Here is a 20,129-nt window from a genome sequence, read left to right on the forward strand (position 1 = left end):
ATGTTTAAAAAATATTATTTAATATTTTTTATTTTACTTTTATCTGGTTGCAATACAGTTACAGGTACAATTGAAGGTACAGCTCTTGGTGTAGTTAAAGATGTTAAAACTACGTATCACTATAGTACATGTGTGTTCACAGATGTAACTTGCGGTGATTTAGATTTAGATTGATATTATCTGTAATTTAATTCCATTACTTTTCGATGCTTGCTACCTTTATATTTAGCAAGTGGACGAATAAGTTTGTTGGCAGCGTGTTGTTCCATAATATGCGCTGACCAACCAGTGATTCTAGAAATAACAAATATAGGTGTGAAAAAATCAGTATCAAATCCCATTAAATGATACATTGGACCAGTAGGGTAGTCCACATTTGGATGAATATTTTTCTTTTTGATCATAACTTTTTCAACAATGTCATAGATTTTTTCAAACTTTTTATCTTTTTTAAGTTTAGCAACTTTACCAAAATAATTTCTCATAGTTGGAACTCTAGAATCTCCTGATTTATAAACTCTATGACCAAAGCCCATAACTACTTCTTTATTTTTAAGAGCGTTATTAATCCATTTTAGTGCATTTTCTGGTTTTTTTATTCTATTCATCATGTGCATAACTTCTTCATTTGCACCACCATGTAATGGTCCTTTTAAACTAGCAATTGCACCGGTTATCGCCCCATGAATATCAGACAAACTACTTGTAATTGTTCTAGCAGTAAAAGTTGAAACATTGAAACTGTGTTCAGCGTACAATATTAAAGAAACATCAAATGCTTTAACAATTTCTTTTTGAGGTACTTTCCCAAAACACATGTAGAAAAAGTTTTCTGCAAAAGTTAAATTCTTTTTAGGTTTAATTATTTTTTTACCACTTCTAATTCTGTAAAAAGCAGCAAGAGCTGTAGGTGTTTTTGCAAAAATTCTTAATGCTTTTCGCATATTGGCTTCTGGAGTCGAGTTGGAGGTTTCTTTATCTTCTAATCCCATTACACTAACAGCTGTTCTTGCAACATCCATTGGATGGGATTTTTTTGGCATATGTTTTATAATTTCATATAAATTTTTAGTAAGCTCTCTATTGTTTCTCTCTTCTTTTTCAAACTGTCTTAATTGGATAGTGTTAGGTAGATCTTTGTTTAAGATTAAATAAGCAACTTCTTCAAATCTGCAGTATTCACATAAATCTTGAGCAGCATAACCTCTATATGTCAGAGAATTAATCTCCGGCATAACTTTTGAAACTTCAGTTTCATCTACAACAATTCCAAGCAAACCTTTTTTAATATCATCACTCATTATTCATGTCCTTCTGTACTAAAATTATAAATTTTTTCATCTAAAGAATTATATTTTTCGTATTCTACTAATTCATATAATCTTTTCCTTGTCTGCATTTTATCTATTATATTATTTTGATGTCCATTTGCATAAATGTCTCTTAATCCATCTTCAACGTTTTTCATTGCTAATCTTTGTGTAGTTACTGGATATATAACAATATTATAGCCAAGGTTTTCTAACTCCTTATAGTTTAATAACTTGGATTTACCAAATTCTGTCATATTAGCTAACAAATAACATGAAAGTTCTTTTCTTACTTTTTCAAAATCTTTTTCATCATGTAAAGCTTCAGGAAATACAATTTCTGCTCCAGCATCAATATAAGCTTTACATCTATCAATCATTTTATCAATTCCCTCAACACTTTTTGCGTCTGAGCGTGCTATAATTTTAAAATTTTGATCTTTTTTTGCAGCTACACATTCTTTTATTTTTGAAACCATATTCTCCGTTGAGACAAGTTCTTTATTATCTAGATGCCCACATCTTTTTCTTTCAATCTGGTCTTCCAAATGAACACCAGTTAACCCAAACTCTTCAAAAGTTTCTATAGTTTCTTTACAAGATTTAAATCCTGTATCTATATCAACTATTGTTGGAAGATTTGTTACCCTAGATATTAAATAAGATCTGGTACTCACATCTTGAAGTGTTGTTAAACCAATATCAGGAAAACCAAGATCATTAGCCATAACACCTCCTGATACGTAAACTGCATCATAACCAATTTCCTCAATTAATTTCGCTGTTAGAGGATTGTAAGCTCCAGGAACTCTCAGAATTTTACTTGATTTAAGTTTTTGTTCAAAATCTATTCTTTTTTGACTTGGTTCTTTTTCAACAAAGTGCATTAAAAAATTCCTTTTTTCAAATTTCTTTTTAACTTACTTTTTTTAATCTCAATATTTAGTTTATCTAATTGACCAGCTTTTAAGTTTTTTAAATTTTGAACATTTCTTAAAAAGCGATCACTCTCTTTATTATCTAAAATGCCATCCGTTAGAGTTAAAAATTTATTTATATAATTTTCTCTTTTAAATGGTCTTGCTCCATATGGATGAGCATCAGCTCTATCTAGTTCCTCAGTTACTTTTTTCCCACTGTTCAATGTAACAACAACTTTTGCTCCAAAAGATTTCTTTTTTGGATCTGGGTCATGATATTTTTTTGTCCATTTTTTATCTTCATAGGTTGTTATTGAATTCCATATTTTAATAGTACTTTTTCTATTAGCTCTTGATTTTGTGTAAGATTTTACATGATGCCAATCACCATCTTCTAGGGCGACTGCAAAAATATACATAATAGAGTGATCCAATGTTTCTCTACTTGCATTTGGATCCATTTTTTGTGGATCATTTGCACCTGTTCCAATTACATAATGCGTATGATGACTTGTATAAATATCTATTTTTTTGATTTGATTTAAATTTGGTACTTTGGTTTTTAGTTTCTTTGCAAGATCTATTAAAGCCTGAGATTGATACTCTGCAGAATATTCTTTTGTATAAGTTTCTAATATAGCTTTTTTACTTTCTCCTTTTTTAGGTAATGGAACTTTATATTTTGCTTTTTTTCCATCAAGTATCCTTGCAATTACACTATCTTCACCTTCATAAATTGGACTTGGGGCGCCTTCACCTCTCATAACTCTATCAACAGCTTCAATTGCTAGTTTCCCAGCATGTGCAGGTGCATATGCTTTCCAACTAGATATCTCTCCTTTTCTTGATTGTCTTGTAGAAATAGTTGTGTGGAGTGCTTGCTGAACTGCTTGATAAATTGTTTCAGTGTTTAATTTTAACATTGATCCTAACCCCGCAGCAACACTTGGACCAAGGTGAGCAATATGATCTACTTTATGTTTATGTAAACAAATCCCTTTAACTAAATTTACTTGAACTTCGTAAGCAGTTATAATTCCTCTTAATAGATCTAAACCACTCTTTTTATTTTGTTGGGCTACACTTAAAAGTGGGGGAATATTATCACCAGGGTGACTGTAATCTGCAGCTAAAAAAGTATCATGAAAATCAAGTTCTCTTACAGCGGTTCCATTTGACCAGGCTGCCCATTCACAATCAAATTTTAGTTTTGAGTTAACTCCAAAAAGAGTTGCTCCATTCTTTCTTGAATGCTTCAAAGCCATCTCTCTTGATGAAATAACAGGCTTTCTATTTAAAGAGGCAATAGCAACTGAAGCATTGTCAATAATTCTATTAATTACCATTTCAATTGCCTCTTTATTTAGTTTAGCGTTATCACTTGCAATTTCTGCAATTTTCCAGCCAAGTTGTTTTTTCTTTGGTAAATGAATTTTAGATGGAAAAACTTTAACTGTATGTAGTAACAAGATAACTCCTTATAAGTAATTTTGTTTTAATAGCTAAAATAAATTAATCAATATTAAAGATATTCAGATATGATTTTTTCAATTCCAACAAAATCTTTTATTAAGTGATTATGGTAGATTTCATCAGATCTTTTTTCAGTATATCCATATTTTAACAATATCATTGGAATATCTGCTGCTTTCGCAGAGTTTGCATCAGTTTCACTATCTCCAATCATAATTGATTTTTTTAAATCTCCATCCAATATTTCTATCACTGTCGTTAAATGCCTAGGATCAGGTTTACAATAATCAAATGTGTTATATCCCGCTACATATTCAAAATAATCATAAATCCCGATTTTTTTTAAAAGATCAACAGCAAGATGCTCAGTTTTGTTAGTACAAACAGCCATAGAGATTTTTTCATTTTTACACCAATTTAAAAAATCTTTTACTCCATTTATTAAAGTGCTTTTGTTATAAATATTCTTTCCATAGAAAGACAAAAATTCATCAGTCATTTCGTTTTGGATTTTTTCATCAAACCACTTCCATTGACCGTTAGCTTTTGCCATCATAGCTTTTGCACCTTTGCCAACTGCATTTTTTAATTCGCCTAATGTTTTTGTTGGATAACCAAATTTTTTCATTACATGGTTGTGTGCAGTAATTAAATCTGGTGCCGTATCTATTAAAGTTCCATCTAAATCAAGCAATACTGTAAATTTTTGTTTCATATCAAAAGTATTTTAAAGAAATAATTTGTGAATTAATTAAGATATATACTTAATATAAAGAAAATCTAGATGAAACATACAAAGCAACAAAATAATCAAAATAAACTTCGAAATAAGTTTTTAAAAGCTGGAGTTAAAATGACAGGTCCTGAAACTGTTTTTTTTTCAAAGGATACTAAAATTGGAAAAGGAGTAATAATTGAACCATATGTGGTAATTGGTTCTAAAGTTAAAATAGGAAATAATGTTGTTATTAAATCTTTTTCGCATCTCGAAACTTGTAAGGTAGAAAATAAAGTTGAGATAGGTCCTTATGCAAGAATTAGACCTGATACAATTCTTAAAGAAGGTTCAAAAGTAGGTAATTTTGTAGAGATTAAAAAATCAACTGTTGGAAATAAATCAAAAATTAATCATTTATCTTATGTCGGAGATAGTAATATTGGCAAGATGGTTAATGTTGGTGCTGGAACAATTACTTGTAATTATGATGGTGTAAAAAAAAGTAAAACGGTAATCGAAGATAAAGTATTCATAGGATCAAATTCATCTCTAGTAGCGCCTATAAAAATTGATAAAGAAAGTATAATAGGTGCAGGATCTGTAATAACAAAAAATGTTAAAAAAAAATCTTTAGCACTAACTAGATCTGTGCAAGTGGAAATTAAAAATTATAAAAGAAAAACAAAATAAATATGTGCGGAATTATAGGAATATCTAGTAACAAATCTGTTTCTGCAAATATTATAAATTCTTTAAAAAAACTAGAATATAGAGGGTACGACTCTGCAGGGGTCGCAACTTTATTTGATGGTGAAATTAATGAAGTAAAATCCGAAGGAAGAGTTGATAATTTAGAACAAAACTTTGATCTAAAATCTTTAAAAGGAAATATTGGGATAGGCCATGTAAGATGGGCTACTCATGGAATTCCAAATAGTATTAATGCTCACCCACACTCATCAGATAATGTTTCTGTCGTCCATAATGGAATAATAGAGAACTCAACAATTTTAAAAAAACATTTAATTAACAAGGGTCATACCTTCAAATCTCAGACTGACACTGAGGTAATAGTCCATTTAATTACAGAAAATTTAAAAACTATGGAGCTAGAAGATGCAATAACCAAAACTTTGACACAACTTCATGGAAGTTTTGCATTAGGTATAATTTTTAAAGATATTCCAGATTTAATTGTAGGTGCAAGAAGAGGATCACCACTAGCTGTTGGTTATGGTCCTAATGAAAATTACCTAGGGTCAGACTCTTATGCTTTAAAATCCATGACAAATAAAATTACTTATCTTGATGATGGAGAATTTTGTATTGTTAAAAAAGATCAAGTTCATTTTTACAATCAAGAGGGAAAAAAAATTAACAAAAAAATTTTAGAATTATCATCTAATGAGTCAAATTATGAGAAAGGCGACTTTAAACATTTCATGGCTAAAGAAATAGAGGAGCAGCCTGTAACAGTAAAAACTGGAATTAAAGAATATTTAGATAATGTAAATAATGAGATAAACATTTTCAATTTTCCATGGAAAATCAATGAAATTAAATCAGTTACTTTAATTGGTTGTGGTACTGCTTATCATTCTTGTTTAATGGCAAAATATTGGTTTGAAGAATTAACCTCTTTAGATGTTAATATCGATATAGCTTCAGAGTTTAGATATAGAAAAAATAGATTTAAAAAGGATAGTTTATATATTTTTGTTTCTCAGTCTGGTGAAACTGCAGATACTTATGCAGCTTTGGATCTTTGCAACAAAAATAATATGAAAACATGTGCTGTAGTTAATGTAATTGAAAGCTCAATAGCAAGAGACTCAAATTTTGTATTACCAATTCACTGTGGACCCGAAATAGGGGTTGCATCTACAAAAGCGTTCTTAGGTCAAATACTTGTTTTATATATTTTAGCTTTAAAAATTGGATCTTCGTCTGGTCAAATAGATAAAAAAAATTATCAGGAAAAAATTAAAGATCTTAAAAACTTACCAAGCTTAATAGAAAAAACTTTATTAGTAGATAATGATATTCAAGCAATCTCTTCAACATTTAATGAAGCTAAAGGATCTATGTTCCTTGGAAGAGGTTTCTCTTTTCCAATAGCTTTGGAAGGAGCATTGAAACTAAAAGAATTATCTTACGTTCACGCTGAGGGCTATCCTGCGGGAGAAATGAAACATGGACCACTAGCGCTGATAGAGGAAGGAATGCCAGTTGTTGTTCTGGCACCAAGAGACACTTACTATAAAAAAACAATTTCCAACATGCAGGAAGTTATAGCAAGAGGTGCCAAAGTTCTTTTAATCACAAACAAAAGTAAGGATGAAATTGTTTCAGAGAATATTTGGGAAACTATTGAGGTTGAAAATACCAATGATGATTTATTACCATTCCTTTTAACAATTCCACTTCAAAAGCTTGCTTATTATTCAGCTTTGAAAATGGGTTATGATATAGATAAGCCAAGAAACTTAGCTAAATCCGTCACAGTTGAATAAAATTTAAACTCTGCTAAAACACCCCTAGGTTGAATATGAAAAATTGGAAAAAAAATAGTTGGAGAAAATATCCAGTTAAACACATACCGGAATATCCAGATAAAAAAGAACTGAATAAAGTTTTAGATAAAATTGGAACTTTTCCTCCTTTAGTATTTGCAGGTGAGACTAGACACTTAAAAGATCAATTAGCTGATGTTGTGGACGGAAAAGCATTTTTACTTCAGGGTGGAGATTGCGCAGAGAGTTTTGCTGAATTTAACCCTGATAATTTAAGAGATACATTTAAATTAATTTTGCAAATGTCTTTAGTTTTAACTTATTCAGCTTCTTTACCAGTCGTTAAAGTAGGAAGAATTGCTGGTCAATTTTCAAAACCAAGAAGTTCTCCTGTTGAAAATAAAGATGGTGTGGAGCTTCCAAGTTATTTAGGTGATAATATAAACGGAATGGAATTTACTGAAAAAGCAAGAGTACCTGACCCAAAAAGATTATTTAAAGCTTATTCTCAATCCGCATCAACTCTAAATCTTATAAGAGCATTTTCAAAAGGAGGTTTTGCAGACTTGAACAAAGTTCATTTATGGAATTTAGGCTATATTAAAAAAAGTCCAGAAGCCAAAAAATTTAAAGATCTTGAAGATAAAATTGCAGATGCCATAGCATTTATGCGAGCTTGTGGAATTACATCAGATTTCAATAATAGATTATACACAGTGAATTTTTGGACATCACACGAAGCGTTACTATTACCTTTTGAGGAGGCAATGACTAGAACTGACTCTACTACAGGTGAGAACCATGATACCTCAGCTCATTTCGTTTGGATAGGAGACAGAACAAGACAGCTTGATGGAGGACATGTGGAATTTTGTAGAGGAATTGAAAATCCTATAGGTATAAAATGTGGACCAACACTAAAACCAGATGATTTAATTAATCTTTGTAACCGAATTAATCCAAAAAATGAAAAAGGTAAAATAACTTTAATTTCAAGATTTGGAGCAGATAATGTTTCAAAATTTTTACCAAAATTAATTAGAGCAATTAAAAAAGAGGGATTGAATGTAATTTGGTCTTGTGACCCATGCCATGGTAACACAATTAAAGCTGCAACAGGTTTCAAAACTAGACCATTCAATAGTGTACTAAATGAGGTTAAAAATGTTTTTGCATGTCACCAAAGTGAAGGAAGTTATGCAGGAGGTCTTCACATTGAGTTAACTGGTCAAGATGTAACTGAATGTATTGGTGGAGCACAAAAAATTTCTGAAGAAGATCTTTCTTCAAGATACCATACTCATTGTGATCCAAGATTGAATGCCAACCAAGCTTTAGAATTGGCATTTATGATTTCAGATGAGATTAAAAAGAATAGCTCATATTCTAAAAATGCAGATAGAGCGGCATCTTAAGGCATTGTAAAATATCTGTAATAAAATAATTTATTTATCATGAACGCCTCAGAAAAAGCTAAGTTTATATCTAATTGGATTAAAAACTATGTGGACAATATGCCTTCAAAGGCACAGTCTCTTGTTATTGGAATATCTGGAGGTATTGACTCATCTGTTTCTAGCACCTTAAGTGCTATGACGGGTTTGAAAACTATAGTTTTGTCGATGCCGATTAAACAAAAATCACATCAACATGATTTAAGTTTAAAACATCAGGAATGGTTGGTAAAAAATTTTAAAAATGTTGAAGCACATACAATTAATTTAGATGAATTGTTTTTAGCATTTAGCTCAAGTTTATCTAAATTTGAAAACGAGCATGGAATGGCAAATTCTAGAGCAAGATTAAGAATGACTACTCTTTACCAAGTAGCTGCAGCTAATAAAGGAATAGTAGTTGGAACTGGTAACAAAGTAGAAGACTTTGGTGTAGGATTTTACACAAAATACGGAGATGGAGGTGTAGATATTTCTCCCATAGCAGATTGTAATAAAACTCAGGTTTGGGAACTTGGAAAAGAGCTTGGAATATTAAATGAAATAATTGAAGCTGCACCTACTGATGGATTATGGGATGATGGTAGAACAGATGAGGGTCAGCTTGGGTTAAAATATGAAGAGCTTGAGGAAGCTATGGATAATCCTAAATCTTCCAATAGAGCAAAATACGAAACCATTAGAAAACAAAATTTGCATAAAATGGAGCCTATTCCAGTATGCAAAATTCCAAATTAATCAAATAGATTCACAAATCTATAATTTAAGTATATTTCTAAAATTATGAGTAACGATATTTTTTTAACAAACAATCTTACAAACAAAAAAGAAAAATTTGTTCCAATAGATGAACAAAATATAAGAATGTATGTTTGTGGACCAACAGTTTATGATGATCCTCACATTGGAAATGCAAGACCAATAGTTGTTTTTGATATTCTTTATAAAATTTTTAATAAAAAATATTCAAAAGTTACTTATGTTAGAAATATTACAGATGTAGATGATAAAATTATTAAATCATCAAAAGAAAATAATATTTCAATTTCAGAGTTAACAAATAAAGTAACAGAAAGTTTTGGTGAAGATTGTGATTATTTAAATTGTGAAGCACCAACTCATCAACCTAAAGCAACTGAAAATATTGATTTGATGATTAATATGATTTCTGAATTAATCAAAAAAGGTTTTGCTTATGAAAACAATAATCATGTTTATTTTGAGGTCAAAAAATTTAAGGATTATGGTAAACTTTCTAATAAGAAATTAGAAGATTTAATTGCAGGATCTAGAATTGAAGTCAGTGAAAATAAAAAAAATTCAGAAGATTTTGTTTTATGGAAACCATCAGTAGATGATGAACCTTCTTGGGATTCTCCATGGGGAAAAGGAAGACCTGGCTGGCACTTAGAATGTTCAGCAATGTCAAAAAAATTTTTAGGAGATGAGTTTGATGTCCATGGTGGAGGTATTGATTTAATATTTCCCCATCATGAAAATGAAATAGCACAATCAAGATGTGCTAATGGCACAAAGGTATTTGCTAATTTTTGGTTGCACAATGCATTTATCACTATGTCCAATGAAAAGATGGCAAAATCTCAAGGTAACATTTTAAAAATAAAAGATTTTAGAAAAAAGATAAGTGGTCAAGTTTTAAGATTAGCTTTAATGAGCGCACATTATAAACAACCATTGGATTGGAATGATAAGCTTTTGGAAGATTGTCAAAATACAATTAACAAATGGTACAACGTTTATTTAGATATTAAAAAAAATACAGATGTCTCAAGTGAAATTCTTCAACCCCTCTATGATGATTTAAACACACCAGGTTACATAGCAAATTTACACAAATTATATGAAAAAGCACAAAAAGGTAATGACAATGATAAAGCTTTATTTGTTTCTGCTTGTCGATTTGTAGGTTTATTAAATCAAAATAAAGAGGAGTGGTTAAGTTTGAAGAAAAGTAAAGCCTCTATTTCTGAAGAAGAAATATTGAAGAAAATTGACGAAAGAAACAAAGCAAGAGAGAAAAAAAATTATGAAGAAGCTGATAAAATTAGAAATGAACTCTCAGACAAAGGTGTTTTAATAGAAGATAAAGATGGTAAAACAATTTGGAAATTTAAATGAGTAAAGAGCAACTTTATATTTTTGATACAACTTTACGTGATGGTGCACAGACTCAAGGTGTAGATTTTTCTATCGATGATAAAGAGAAAATTTCATCTGCATTGGATTTGTTAGGAGTAGATTATGTTGAAGGAGGATGGCCAGGAGCTAATCCAACAGACACAGAATTTTTTAATAAAGATCATAATTTTAAATCAACTAAATTAACTGCTTTTGGTATGACAAAAAAATCAGAGCATAGTGCTGAAAATGATCCAATGTTATCATCATTAATAAATTCAAAAAGCTCATCTGTTTGTTTATTTGGTAAATCATGGGATTTTCAAGTGAAAGTTGCCTTAGGAATAACTAACGAACAAAATTTAATGAACATAAGTGAAAGTGCTAAACATATAGTAAAATCAGGTAAAGAATTTATGTTTGATGCTGAACATTTCTTTGATGGTTATAAATCTAATCCAGAATACGCTTTGTCTTGTTTAAAAGCTGCGTTTGAAAATGGAGCTAGATGGATTGTATTGTGTGATACTAACGGTGGTACACTCCCATATGAAATTTCTAAAATTGTAACTGAAGTAACCAAGCATATTCCAGGAAAAAATTTAGGAATACACGCTCATAATGATACTGAAAACGCTGTTGCTAATAGTCTTGCAGCAGTTCAAGCTGGCGTAAGACAAGTTCAAGGTACTATAAATGGATTAGGTGAAAGATGTGGTAATGCAAACTTGATGTCATTAATACCCTCATTCTTCTTAAAGAAAGATTTTTCTGATAAATTTGTACTAAGTATCAAGAGAGATAATTTAAAAAATTTAACTCAATGCTCAAGATTACTAGATGAAATATTAAATAGAAAACCTAACAAACATTTACCTTATGTTGGTGCATCAGCTTTTTCCCACAAAGGTGGAATGCATGTATCTGCAGTTCAAAAAGATCCAAAAACTTATGAACACATCAATCCTGAAGAGGTTGGAAATTCTAGAAATATTGTAGTTTCAGATCAATCAGGACAATCAAATATAATGTCAAGATTAAATTCAATAGGGATTAATGTTCAGAAAAGTGACCCAAAAATAAAAAAACTTTTAGATGAAGTAAAAGATAGAGAGTTCATTGGCTACAGCTATGATGGTGCAGATGCATCTTTTGAATTACTTGCAAGAAGATTGATGGGAGAGATACCAAGATATATTTCAATTAATGAGTATGATGTTTCAGTAAAGAAAGATAAAACTGGAGAGATTATATCTTACGCTAAAGCTCAATTAGAGGTAGATGGAGACAAAATTTTATGCGAAGGACAAGGAAACGGACCTGTTAATGCTTTGGATAATGCAATCAGAAAGAATGTTAACAAGCTTGCTAAATATTCAGAGTATTTGAAAGATTTAAGACTTGTTGACTATAAAGTTAGAATTTTAAATACAGGTACAGAAGCAGTTACCAGAGTTAGTATTGAAAGCACAGACTCCAAAGGAGTGAACTGGTTCACAATTGGAGTATCACCTAATATAATTGACGCCTCATTTAAAGCTTTAGTGGATAGTTTAGATTATAAATTATTTAAGGATAAAGCGCCTGGAAGTTTATAAAAATGAAAATTAAAAAATTTTCAGAAAAACCAAGAGATATTGATAGTAGGATAGGGGCAAAACCTATTGTTTGTTATCCAAATATCACAATTGAAGATAAAAATTTAAGTATTTTACATACTGCAAGAGAACATTTAATTAAAAAAGATGAAGTAATTATTCCTCCTAGAGATGCAAAAACGTTCGAGGTAAAATTTGGTGAGTTTTTTAGAATTGAAAGTGTAGATGGCCCACAAGTAGGAGATCTAAATATATTTAATTTAAATAATTTAGAGGAAAAATTTTATTCAGGAAAAACAAGAGCTTTATATGGGACACATCTATCAGTTGGAGACAAAATGTTTAGCAGCTTTCCATATCTTAGATCTTTAGCGACAATAACTTGGGATACTTTGGATTGGTATGATTATGATAAAGATGGTGGCTCTGTTCATGATGTAATTGGTACTAGATGCGATCCTTATACTTCAAAACTTTTAAGCGATAATGATTACCACTATTGTTGTCATTCAAATCTAACAAGAGCACTAGTTAAAGAAAAAAATGTTCAATTAGATCATGCTGAAAAAATAGTTCATGATGTATTAAATGTATTTATGCTTACTGGTTTTACTAATGATACTAAACAATACTTTATGAAAGCTAGCCCTGTTAGGCCAGGCGATTATCTGGAGTTTTTTGCTGAAACAGATTTGTTGGGTGCTCTTTCAGCTTGTCCCGGGGGAGATTGTGGATCTGAACACTCTTCTGATGTTGCAAAATGTTATCCATTAAAAGTTTCTACTTGGTCTGTAGATCCCAAGTATTTAAAAGATATTAAACCATCTGTTGTTTCTAGTTATAACAGAAATCATGGCATTGATTAATGTCTGTTAACAATATTTCTTTCATTTTACATAAGCCTCAGCTTTCAGAAAATATTGGAGCTTGTGCACGAGGAATGAAAAATTTCAATTTTCAGAAATTAGTTGTTGTAGATCCTAAACCAATATTTCCAAACGATAAAATTTTAGCAACTTCTGTTGGGGCTAAGAATATTATTAACAAAACAAAGAGTTATGAAAATTTAGAAAGGTCTTTGAAAAATATTGATATTGTTATTGCAACATCTGCGAGATTTAGAAATAAAAATATTAAGCATATTCAATTAGAAGATTTAAAAAAAATTAACTATAAAAAAAAAGTAGCATTCCTTTTTGGATCAGAAGCATCAGGTTTATCTAATAATGAGATTAGTTACGCAAATTATACACTTCAAATTCCAACAAACCCTGAATTTAAGTCATTAAACCTCTCTCATAGTCTCATAATTATTGCTCAATATGTATCAAGTATTCTTAATTCAAAAGTGACCCCTTTTAATAAATCAAATAAAGTAAAATCTGCCTCTAAAAAAGAGATTGTTGCAATGGTTAATTTATGTATTCAGAATCTTGAAGAGATTAATTTCTTTAAATCAAAAGAGAAGAAGCCAATAATGCTAGAAAACCTAAGAAATATCTTTTACCGGATGGAATTATCATCAAAAGAATCGCGTATTTTATCTGGTGTATTTGCAAGTTTAGGCAAAAAACGTTGATTGACAAAAGTAAGAGTAAGTTTATAAAGCCCACTATTAAATGACAAAAAGATTAAACTCTAAACATAAAGTAGATAGAAGATTAAAGGTTAACCTATGGGGTAGACCAAAAAGTCCTTTTAATACTAGAGCATATGGACCTGGTCAACATGGTCAAACAAAAACTTCTAAGCCTTCAGATTATGGAATTCAGCTACAAGCTAAGCAAAAATTAAAAGCATATTACGGAAATATTAACGAAAAACAGTTTAGAAATATTTACAAAAAAGCAGTTATGCTTAAGGGTGACACAGGTGAAAATTTAATCGGTCTTTTAGAGAGAAGACTAGACGCTATTATTTATAGAGCAAAGTTTGCAACTACTATTTTTTCAGCTAGACAATTAATCAATCACGGTCATGTTAGAGTAAATGGCAAGAAAGTTAATATTGGAAGCTATTCAGTAAAAGAAGAGGACACAATTGAAATTAGAGATAAATCTAAACAATTAGCAATCATTGATATCGCTCTAGCAAATAAAGAGAGAGAAACACCAGAATACATCCAAATGGATGAAAAGAACAAAAAATTGAAATTTGTAAGAATTCCTAAATTTGAAGAAGTTCCTTATCCAGTAATAATGGAACCCAATCTTGTAATTGAATATTACTCTAGATAATTTCTAAATTTAATTTTTAAAATTGATACCTTTATCCTCAAGAACTTTTTTAAGTTCTCCGTTTTCATACATTTCTTTTACGATATCACATCCACCAACAAATTCTTTTTTAATATACAATTGAGGAATTGTTGGCCAATCACTGTAAACTTTAATACCTTCTCTGATGTTTTGATCTTCTAAAACATTTACTCCTTTAAAATTTACTTCAAGAATTTTTAACATGTTTGAAACAGCCATTGAAAAACCACACTGTGGAGCATCTGGAGTTCCTTTCATAAATAAACAAACATCATTGTTGTCTATATGATTTTGAATTATATTTTTTGTATTATCGTCCATTATTGCTCCTTTGTTTTAATTGCTAGGGCATGTAATTCATTTCCCATACGTCCTTTTAGAGAATTATATACCATTTTATGTTGTTCAATTTTACTTTTTCCTGAAAATTGAGAAGAAGTCACAGTCGCTGAATAATGATTTCCATCACCTGCTAAATCTTGAATCTCTACAACAGCATCAGGCATTGCTTCTTTAATTAAACTCTCAATTTCTTTCAAATCCATTGCCATTAGTTACTCATATAATCTGTAAGCCACTTTGTATTTGAACTTGTTAATTCGTCAATTGTAACTTTTGTCTTATCATCAAAATATAGTTCATTTTCACTGATTGTACCAAGTTCATCAAAATGAACAGCATTTTTATTCAATATATCTGTGACTTTTTTTAAATCTTTTTTACTAACCTCAATTATGTAACGCCCTTGATCTTCACCAAAGAAATACTCCAATTCATTGATTAAATATTTTGGTTTATTTAAATTTATTCCTTTTTTACCTTTGATGCACATTTTGGCTACCGCTGTAACAATTCCACCTAAAGAAACATCATGAGCACTTTTGATTAGATTGCTTTCGATAAGTTTCAATAATGTTTCTCCATTATTTTTTTCATTAAATAAATTAATTTCGGGAGGAGGACCATTTTTTTCATCTAATATATTCCTTGCAAATAAAGTTTGATCTAAATGTCCCTCTGTTTTTCCAATAACTAAAACCACATTATCAATCTCTTTAAAATCCATAGTTATCATTTTATTATAATCCTTTATCAAACCCACACCTCCAATAGCAGGAGTTGGCTTTATACCTTCATCTTTAGTTTGATTGTAAAAAGAAACATTTCCTGAAACTACTGGGAATTTTAAATACTCACTTGCTTCACCAATTCCTTGAACGCATTCGACAAACTCACCCATATTCTCTTCATTTTCAGGGCTTCCAAAATTTAAACAATTAGTAATAGCTATTGGTTTTGCACCAACAGAAATTAAATTTCTAAAACTTTCACAAACAACTTGTTTACCACCGGTGAGAGGGTGAGCCCAACAATATACAGCAGAACTGTCGACTGAAGCGGCTACGGCTTTATTTGTTCCATGCACTCTCACAACTCCAGCATCTCCACCTGGTTTTTGAATAGTATCACCCATAACCGTATGATCATACTGCTGCCAAATCCAATCTTTGCTACAAATATTTGGGTTTGCTAAAACTTTTTTCAGAACATCTATAATTTTGAAATTTTTTAAATCTTCTTTTTTAATTTTATTCTTTTTAGGTAGCTTTGCTTTTTTCCATTTACGATCGTACATAGGTGAATTTTCGACTAATGTATTTACTGGGATGTCTGCTACCTTTTCATTGTTGAAGTAAAGTTGTATTTTTTTTGAATTAGTAGTTTTACCAATTACTGCAAAATCTAAATTCCATTTATCAAATATTTTTTTTGCTTGTTTTTCTTTTCCATTTTCTAAAACAATCAACATTCTTTCTTGGCTTTCAGAGAGCATAATTTCATAAGGTGTCATCTTAGTTTCTCTGCAAGGAACTTTGTTTAGATTTATTTCAATTCCAAGATTTCCTTTTGATGCCATTTCTATACTTGATGATGTTAATCCAGCAGCTCCCATATCTTGTATAGCTATAATTGAATCTCCGGCCATTAATTCTAAACAAGCTTCCAGTAAAAGTTTTTCAGTAAATGGATCTCCAACTTGAACAGTGGGTTTCTTTTCCTCTATTTTGTCATCAAAACTTGCTGAAGCCATGCTGGCTCCATGAATTCCGTCTCTACCTGTTTTTGAACCAACATAAATAACTGGCTTGTTTAAACCAGCTGCTTTTGAGTAAAAAATCTTATCTTTTTTAACCAACCCCAAGGTCATTGCATTAACCAAGATATTTCCATTATATGAACTATCAAAACTTGTTTGTCCCGCAACAGTTGGAACACCCATACAATTTCCATATCCTCCAATTCCATGAACTACACCTCTTAGCAGATTTTTTGTTTTTTTGTGTTGAGGGGAACCAAAATGAATTGAGTTTAAATTTGCAATAGGTCTAGCACCCATTGTAAATACATCCCTCATAATCCCACCAACGCCAGTTGCTGCACCTTGATAGGGCTCAATAAAAGATGGGTGGTTATGGCTTTCAATTTTAAAAACAATGGCATCATTATCTTCAATATCAATAACACCAGCGTTTTCTCCAGGACCTTGAATAACTTTTTTTCCTTTTGTTGGAAGTTTTTTTAAATGAAGTCTTGAAGATTTATATGAGCAATGCTCATTCCACATTGCAGAAAAAATACCAAGTTCAGTAATATTTGGTGTTCTTTTTAATAATTCACAAATTTTAGCATATTCATCTTTTTTTAAACCATGATCAATAGCTACTTGTTCGTTTACTATCATTTTAAATTATTAATTAAATTATTAAAAAAAATTGAACCATCTTCTCCTGATAAACAATTATCAATCATTCTTTCGGGATGAGGCATCATACCTAAAACATTTTTTTCTTTATTAAATATACCAGCAATATTTTTAATTGAACCGTTTGGATTAAATTGTTCTTCTATTTTTCCGTCTTCATTACAATAATTTATTGCAATCTGTTCATTATCTTCAATTTCTTTTAATTGATCTTTTGTACAAAAATAATTCCCTTCATTGTGTGCAATATGAAATTCTAGGACATCATTTTTAATATTATTAAAATAATTATTTGTTTTGTTATTAATTTTTACAAATACATTTTTGCAAATAAATTCTAAATATTTGTTTCTTAATAACACACCTGGAACTAGTCCAGTTTCAACTAATATTTGAAATCCATTACAAATTCCCATTACCATACCGCCAGAGTTAGCAAAATTAATGACTGACTTCATGATTTTAGACTTAGATGCCATACTCCCACATCTTAAATAGTCACCATATGAAAATCCTCCTGGTAATACAATTAAATCACTTTTTGGAAGTTCAGCATCATCATGCCAAACCATTTTATTTTTAAATCCAAATTTTTTTAGAGCAACATCCATATCTCTATCGCAATTGGATCCAGGAAAAGTAATGACAGATGATTTCATTAATTACTTTAGATCAATAATTTTATAGTTTTCAATTACGAGATTAGCTAAAAGTTTTTTGCACATTTCTTCAACTTTATCTTTAGCTTTTTTTGGATCATTTTCTTTTGTGTCAATTTCAAAATATTTACCTTGTCTAACTTCATTAATATCATCAAAACCCATGCCATCTAAAGTTTGATGAATAACTTTACCTTGTGGATCTAGCACATCTTTTTTTAAAGTGATGACTACTGAGATTTTCATTTTTTCTTTCTCTTAACAGATGATAATTTTGTTACATTCACGGCACTTACATTGGATTGTTCATGCAAAATACCTAATCTTTTAGCAACTTCTGTGTAGGCTGGAATTAAATCACCTAAATCTTTTCTAAATCTGTCTTTATCAAGTTTTTTATCTGTAATACTGTCCCAAAGTCTGCATGTATCTGGGCTAATTTCATCTGCAAGAATTACTTCTTGCTTCCCATTAGACTTTAACCTTCCAAATTCTAGTTTGAAATCAATCAACTTAATTCCAACTCCTCTGAACATTCCAATCATAAAGTCATTAATTCTTAGTATCATTTTCTTGACTTTATCAATTTCGTTCTTGCTAGCCCAATCGAAAGCTATAATGTGCTCTTCTGCAATTAGAGGGTCACCTAATTTGTCATCTTTTAAGCAGTATTCAATTAATGGTTCTTTTAAAACAGTTCCATCCTCAATACCTAGTCTTTTAGTGATAGATCCTGTTGCAACATTTCTAACAATAAATTCAATTGGAATTATCTCAACTAGTTTTATTATTTGTTCACGCATATTTAATCTTTTCACTAAATGATTTTTAATTCCTATTTGAGATAAATTTGAGAGAATATGTTCAGATATTCTATTGTTTAAAACACCTTTGCCTTCAATTGTAGTTTTCTTTTGATTATTGAATGCCGTTGCATCGTCTTTAAAATATTGAATAACTAAATTTTTATCATTTGTTGCATAAATGATTTTTGCTTTACCTTCGTATAGTTTTTTTCCCTTTTTCATTATTTAAAAACTCTTCTAAAGATCAAATTCACATTTTTAAAGTGTTTTGCGTAACTAAAAATAGATTTAAGTCTTTTTGTTGTAATTTTGCTCATAATAAACTTATCATCCGATATCACATCAAATAAGTTTAGGTTTTCCGCAAAACATTTTTTTGCATACGATTGAACCATTCTGTAAGATTTTTCTCTACTTAAACCTGATTTAGTTAACTCTAGCATAACTTCTTGAGAGAAAATTAGCCCTTTTGTTATATTCAAGTTTTCTAACATTTTTTTTGGATAAACAATCATATTGTCCAAAATATTTGTTAATCTAACCAATGCAAAGTCTGTTGTAATATTTGCATCAGGACCAATGTTTCTTTCAACACTTGAATGTGAAATATCTCTTTCATGCCATAGTGCTATATTTTCTAAAGCAGGTATCACAGCACTTCTAACCATTCTTGCCAAACCAGTTAAGTTTTCACTTAAAATTGGATTTTTCTTGTGAGGCATTGCAGATGATCCTTTTTGTTTTTTTGAAAAGTACTCTTGTAATTCATAAACTTCTGTTCTTTGTAAATGCCTTATCTCAATTGCAACTCTCTCAATTGAACCTGCAATAATACCTAAAACTGAAAAATAAAATGCATGTCGATCTCTTGGAATTACTTGTGTTGAAATGGGTTCAACTTTTAAACCTAATTTTTTTGCAACATGTTTTTCTACATTAGGGCTTATATTTGCAAAAGTTCCAACAGCTCCTGATATAGCACAAGTTGATACCTCATCTATTGCATCTTTAAGTCTTTTTCTGTTTCTCTTAAATTCCTCATAAAAAGATGCTAATTTTAATCCAAAAGTAACTGGTTCAGCATGAATTCCATGACTTCTTCCCATACATGGAGTCATTTTATATTTTTTTGCCTGCTTCTTAAGTACTTTTAAAATTTGATCGATATCTTTAAGAATTATTTTTCCGGATTGAACTAATTGAATATTAAAACTGGTATCAAGTACATCTGATGAAGTCATACCTTGATGTAAATATCTTGCTTTAATTCCTGCTTTTTCTGTAACAGAGGTAAGAAATGCTATAACATCATGCTTAACTTCAGATTCAATTTTATGTATTGTAGTTACATTGATAACTGCTTTTTTTCTAACAATTGAAGCTACTCCTTTTGGTATTTGACCAAGTTTTTCCATAGCCTCAGCAGCTGCAACTTCTACATCTAGCCAAATTTTATATTTGTTTTCCTCTGACCAAATATCAGTTAATTCTTTTCGAGAGTATCTTTTAATCATTAA

The 20,129-nt window shown here is 30.3% G+C and carries 21 protein-coding genes; 10 read left to right on the forward strand and 11 right to left on the reverse strand.

Features of this window, described 5'->3' with window-relative positions:
• A complete protein-coding gene (locus ACTTA8_RS01925) occupies positions 1-174 on the forward strand; it encodes a hypothetical protein (RefSeq protein ID WP_440654033.1) in 174 nt (57 codons plus the stop codon).
• A 2-nt stretch (positions 175-176) separates the two neighbouring features.
• Here ACTTA8_RS01925 and ACTTA8_RS01930 read toward each other — a convergent pair whose 3' ends face one another.
• From ACTTA8_RS01930 to ACTTA8_RS01945, 4 genes are read right to left on the reverse strand one after another with little or no spacing between them, the layout of a single operon-like run.
• A complete protein-coding gene (locus ACTTA8_RS01930; RefSeq protein ID WP_262589057.1) occupies positions 177-1,301 on the reverse strand; it encodes a bifunctional 2-methylcitrate synthase/citrate synthase in 1,125 nt (374 codons plus the stop codon).
• The gene (gene prpB / locus ACTTA8_RS01935) at positions 1,301-2,197 is read right to left on the reverse strand and encodes a methylisocitrate lyase (RefSeq protein WP_440654035.1); all 897 of its coding nucleotides are present in this window, start codon (positions 2,195-2,197) and stop codon (positions 1,301-1,303) included. The genes ACTTA8_RS01930 and prpB overlap by 1 nt, the downstream gene beginning before the upstream one ends.
• Positions 2,197-3,699, reverse strand: a complete 1,503-nt coding sequence (locus tag ACTTA8_RS01940; protein WP_440654037.1) for an MmgE/PrpD family protein — start codon at positions 3,697-3,699, stop codon at positions 2,197-2,199. The genes prpB and ACTTA8_RS01940 overlap by 1 nt, the downstream gene beginning before the upstream one ends.
• Before the next feature lie 53 nt (positions 3,700-3,752).
• Positions 3,753-4,418 (reverse strand): HAD family hydrolase, encoded by a 666-nt coding sequence (locus ACTTA8_RS01945; RefSeq protein WP_440654039.1) that lies wholly within the window; start codon positions 4,416-4,418, stop codon positions 3,753-3,755.
• A 69-nt stretch (positions 4,419-4,487) separates the two neighbouring features.
• On the opposite strand from ACTTA8_RS01945, the gene ACTTA8_RS01950 reads away from it, so the two are divergent.
• Genes ACTTA8_RS01950 through rpsD form a run of 9 tightly spaced genes read left to right on the forward strand, consistent with a single transcriptional unit; the run spans position 4,488 to position 14,362 of the window.
• A complete protein-coding gene (locus tag ACTTA8_RS01950) occupies positions 4,488-5,111 on the forward strand; it encodes a DapH/DapD/GlmU-related protein (RefSeq protein ID WP_440654041.1) in 624 nt (207 codons plus the stop codon).
• Between the two features lie 2 nt (positions 5,112-5,113).
• Positions 5,114-6,934: a glutamine--fructose-6-phosphate transaminase (isomerizing) gene (gene glmS, locus ACTTA8_RS01955; protein WP_440654043.1), complete on the forward strand. Its 1,821-nt coding sequence runs from the start codon at positions 5,114-5,116 to the stop codon at positions 6,932-6,934.
• A 35-nt stretch (positions 6,935-6,969) separates the two neighbouring features.
• Positions 6,970-8,349, forward strand: coding sequence for a class II 3-deoxy-7-phosphoheptulonate synthase (locus tag ACTTA8_RS01960; protein ID WP_440652346.1), 1,380 nt, complete (start codon positions 6,970-6,972; stop codon positions 8,347-8,349).
• Positions 8,350-8,388: 39 nt separating this feature from the next.
• On the forward strand, positions 8,389-9,126 hold the full coding sequence (gene nadE, locus ACTTA8_RS01965) for an NAD(+) synthase (RefSeq protein WP_440654044.1): 738 nt from the start codon (positions 8,389-8,391) through the stop codon (positions 9,124-9,126).
• 45 nt (positions 9,127-9,171) lie between these two features.
• Positions 9,172-10,527 (forward strand): cysteine--tRNA ligase, encoded by a 1,356-nt coding sequence (gene cysS / locus ACTTA8_RS01970; protein ID WP_440654046.1) that lies wholly within the window; start codon positions 9,172-9,174, stop codon positions 10,525-10,527.
• Entirely contained in the window at positions 10,524-12,125 is a 1,602-nt protein-coding gene (gene cimA, locus ACTTA8_RS01975; protein ID WP_440654047.1) for a citramalate synthase, read from the forward strand. The genes cysS and cimA overlap by 4 nt, the downstream gene beginning before the upstream one ends.
• A 2-nt stretch (positions 12,126-12,127) precedes the next feature.
• Positions 12,128-12,991, forward strand: coding sequence for an urea carboxylase-associated family protein (locus ACTTA8_RS01980; RefSeq protein ID WP_440654049.1), 864 nt, complete (start codon positions 12,128-12,130; stop codon positions 12,989-12,991).
• The gene (locus ACTTA8_RS01985) at positions 12,991-13,704 is read left to right on the forward strand and encodes an RNA methyltransferase (protein WP_440654051.1); all 714 of its coding nucleotides are present in this window, start codon (positions 12,991-12,993) and stop codon (positions 13,702-13,704) included. The genes ACTTA8_RS01980 and ACTTA8_RS01985 overlap by 1 nt, the downstream gene beginning before the upstream one ends.
• A 40-nt stretch (positions 13,705-13,744) precedes the next feature.
• Complete coding sequence (gene rpsD / locus ACTTA8_RS01990) at positions 13,745-14,362, forward strand: 30S ribosomal protein S4 (RefSeq protein WP_440648935.1); 618 nt, start codon at positions 13,745-13,747, stop codon at positions 14,360-14,362.
• A gap of 9 nt (positions 14,363-14,371) precedes the next feature.
• Here rpsD and grxD read toward each other — a convergent pair whose 3' ends face one another.
• Genes grxD through purB form a run of 7 tightly spaced genes read right to left on the reverse strand, consistent with a single transcriptional unit; the run spans position 14,372 to position 20,126 of the window.
• On the reverse strand, positions 14,372-14,704 hold the full coding sequence (gene grxD, locus ACTTA8_RS01995; protein WP_262589070.1) for a Grx4 family monothiol glutaredoxin: 333 nt from the start codon (positions 14,702-14,704) through the stop codon (positions 14,372-14,374).
• Positions 14,704-14,934: a BolA/IbaG family iron-sulfur metabolism protein gene (locus ACTTA8_RS02000; RefSeq protein WP_262589071.1), complete on the reverse strand. Its 231-nt coding sequence runs from the start codon at positions 14,932-14,934 to the stop codon at positions 14,704-14,706. Before ACTTA8_RS02000 ends, grxD begins: the two co-directional genes overlap by 1 nt.
• A complete protein-coding gene (purL, locus tag ACTTA8_RS02005; protein WP_440654052.1) occupies positions 14,934-17,126 on the reverse strand; it encodes a phosphoribosylformylglycinamidine synthase subunit PurL in 2,193 nt (730 codons plus the stop codon). The genes ACTTA8_RS02000 and purL overlap by 1 nt, the downstream gene beginning before the upstream one ends.
• Positions 17,123-17,806 (reverse strand): phosphoribosylformylglycinamidine synthase I, encoded by a 684-nt coding sequence (purQ, locus tag ACTTA8_RS02010; RefSeq protein WP_440654054.1) that lies wholly within the window; start codon positions 17,804-17,806, stop codon positions 17,123-17,125. Before purQ ends, purL begins: the two co-directional genes overlap by 4 nt.
• Before the next feature lie 3 nt (positions 17,807-17,809).
• Complete coding sequence (gene purS, locus ACTTA8_RS02015) at positions 17,810-18,052, reverse strand: phosphoribosylformylglycinamidine synthase subunit PurS (protein ID WP_440654055.1); 243 nt, start codon at positions 18,050-18,052, stop codon at positions 17,810-17,812.
• Positions 18,049-18,834: a phosphoribosylaminoimidazolesuccinocarboxamide synthase gene (gene purC, locus ACTTA8_RS02020; RefSeq protein ID WP_440654057.1), complete on the reverse strand. Its 786-nt coding sequence runs from the start codon at positions 18,832-18,834 to the stop codon at positions 18,049-18,051. Before purC ends, purS begins: the two co-directional genes overlap by 4 nt.
• A complete protein-coding gene (purB, locus tag ACTTA8_RS02025; protein WP_440654059.1) occupies positions 18,834-20,126 on the reverse strand; it encodes an adenylosuccinate lyase in 1,293 nt (430 codons plus the stop codon). Before purB ends, purC begins: the two co-directional genes overlap by 1 nt.
• Between the last annotated feature and the right edge of the window lie 3 nt (positions 20,127-20,129).

This window comes from Candidatus Pelagibacter sp. HIMB1506, from assembly GCF_052047935.1.
In the GTDB taxonomy this organism is placed as follows: domain Bacteria; phylum Pseudomonadota; class Alphaproteobacteria; order Pelagibacterales; family Pelagibacteraceae; genus Pelagibacter.